We start from the raw sequence: 2,513 nt of genomic DNA on the forward strand, positions 1-2,513 counted from the left end.
CACAAGTTCGGGATGTGTATTTCTACAAACCACCAGTCAATTGATATGCTTCTCACTATCGCCCTCGGAGAGGTTGAGAGAAACCGTTTGTGAGGAAGTGCTTATTCTTCGTCTTCAGATGCGACAGCGTTCATAGCATCCATTCCTTGCTGAATTGGATGCTCGTCATAGAGCTCCTCGCTTCGCAGATAGCCATCGGCGAGGATATTGTCGTCCATATCACTCTTGTAGATCACTTTCCAGCCGTGACCTGCTTCGTAGGTCACGGCTGTGACCCAGTCGTCGCCAATGAACAGTGCAGTGTCCATTATCTCTCCGTGTTCTGGATCGAATTTTATGTCCTGAGGCATTATTGACTGGATACGGCCATGTCGTTCGAGTGCGTCTCTCTCAGTATTCCTGAGAGGGCGGTCTGGTAGTGATTCGGCAAGAGAGCCTTCTTCAACCATACTTAGAGTAAGGCCGAGCGCGCAAAAATAATTGTTCGGTGTGAGCTCCAGTGTGGGTGCTAATAGGGCGCCCCTTCATCGGTTTCATCACACCGGAGCAACCCAATGAAACCTGACATCACGCCCGCCGTTGACGACGATGCCCCCGCCTTGGCGGGGGCGATCGTCCTCCACGCCGAGAAAGTCTGTGAAACAGCTGATCATCTCTGGCGTGTTCTCGGAGACGTCTCGATTCCCATCGATGGACTGACTGACGCCCGTCAACAGCACAAGGTCACGTTCGGAACTGAGTCGATGGCACGGATCTACATCTACCGAATGATCTACGACCTCGCTCAGAGCGAGGTCGCAGATCGCCTTGAGAACCGTCCAGCACTGCTGAAGCACCTGGGCTTGAGGAAGGTACCGACTCAGCAGAACCTCTCATATGCTTGGAGCCAATTCAGCGACCAGACGAAGACCACGCTCGAAGCCGCTGCGAAGGGAATAGCGCTTGAAGCCCGCGATCATGACGTTATCTCCGACGCGCTGGTTCCGATCGACCTGGACGAAGACGAAGAAGAAGCTGACGACGATGAAACCGATTCGGCAGTATCTCGCGCACATGTGCGCGAGCACGGCAGCAAAGTCGTCGAACTCGCTCGCCGACACGGCTTCGCCGAGTTCGACTCTGACAGGGCTGAAAACAGGGTTTACGAGGACGAACAGATCCTCGATCTGTTCGCCAACGCGTGTCTCACACAAGGCAGTGCTCACTCGGAAGGAGAAGCTGGCTGGTTTCTCGAGGAGAACGAGGTTTGTGACGACTCAACGTTTCTCCGAGTCATCAAGCAGTTCGCGACGCCGACCGACGAGGAAGTAACGGGCTCCGTTCAGGAGTTACAGATCGAGGATATCGTCGCGTTCACCGAACTGTACCGGGAGGCCGTAATGACGTCGTTCGATGCAGCGACCGAAAACATTCTCCAGACGATTCGTCACGAGGATCCTTTCGACGACCGCCACGTCGTGGCGGCCGTCGATTTCACACACGTTCCCTATCACGTCTGGCCCTGGATCGACAAGGACGAGAAAATCCCGAAAGCAGAGTATCCTCCCATGGTGAGCGGGTACAAAGATGACGGCGAGATCAAGTACGGATACACGTTCGCGACGATCACGATCGTCGGGAACGATGTCCCGATCATCCTGGGTATCGAGCCGGTCAAGGAACGCTCTGGATGGGAACCGGATGATGCCCCGGCTGATTCGAAGGCGGACATAGTTGACGTACTGCTGGACAGAGCCCAGCAGTACGTCGATCTCGACGAAGTGCTCCTGGACCGGGGATTCTACAGCAACGAGGTGTACGCGACGATCCACGATCGCGGGCTTGTGTACATGACGCCAGTGCCGAAGTACGAAGAGGACTACGAGTCGATCGGGAAAATCAAGAGCAAAGAAGGAGTTGACGCCGCTGTCAAGCACGATGTTCCGTTCGCCATTGATGGCGAACTCCACCACAAAGCGGAGTTTCTGTACGTGCCAGCGACTGACGAGGAGGCTGAAGGAACCTATGCGGTGTTCGTGACCAACCGTGATCACGTCGCTCTCGACGAGATCAAGCACGTTGCCAACAGCTACAGCCGGCGCTGGGACATTGAGAACCAGTACAAGTCGGTGAAGTCGTTTCTGCCCAAGACGTCCTCGAAGGACTACCGTGTTCGGTTGTTCAGCTTCACGTTCGCAGCACTGTTGTATAATCTCTGGAGACTCACCGATTATTTGGTGAAGGTCGGAACAGACCGTGAGATCAGGTCGCCGCCGGTCGTGACCGCCAGGACGTTCGTCCGGGCGGTCGGTCAGTCACTCCGACAAGGCGGCTGAGATGAGAGCGTCCGTCGTCGCTCGCCTGCGGCAAGCCGCAGGACTCGCGTTCTGACTCCAAAATCGCATGTTGCACGCCACTCAGCACATCTTGCTCACCGAATCACAGATTGTCACGTAGATTCGACAGAATTCGCCTCAGATTTCATCTGATTCTACCGCGATTCGTTTGTAGACGCTTTACATCCCAGAGGCGTG

Annotated in this window: 2 protein-coding genes; one reads left to right on the plus strand and one right to left on the minus strand. The window is 55.2% G+C overall.

The window, feature by feature from the left end; translation table 11 throughout:
• Positions 1-101 precede the first annotated feature (101 nt).
• On the minus strand, positions 102-449 hold the full coding sequence (locus LCF40_RS23015) for a DUF7964 domain-containing protein (RefSeq protein ID WP_224830446.1): 348 nt from the start codon (positions 447-449) through the stop codon (positions 102-104).
• 105 nt (positions 450-554) lie between these two features.
• Here LCF40_RS23015 and LCF40_RS23020 point away from each other — a divergent pair, with 105 nt between their 5' ends.
• Positions 555-2,315: a transposase gene (locus LCF40_RS23020; protein WP_224830447.1), complete on the plus strand. Its 1,761-nt coding sequence runs from the start codon at positions 555-557 to the stop codon at positions 2,313-2,315.
• The last annotated feature ends 198 nt before the right edge of the window (positions 2,316-2,513 follow it).

Origin of the sequence: Saliphagus infecundisoli (genome assembly GCF_020177375.1) — an archaeon.
GTDB classification, from domain to species: Archaea; Halobacteriota; Halobacteria; order Halobacteriales; family Natrialbaceae; genus Saliphagus; species Saliphagus infecundisoli.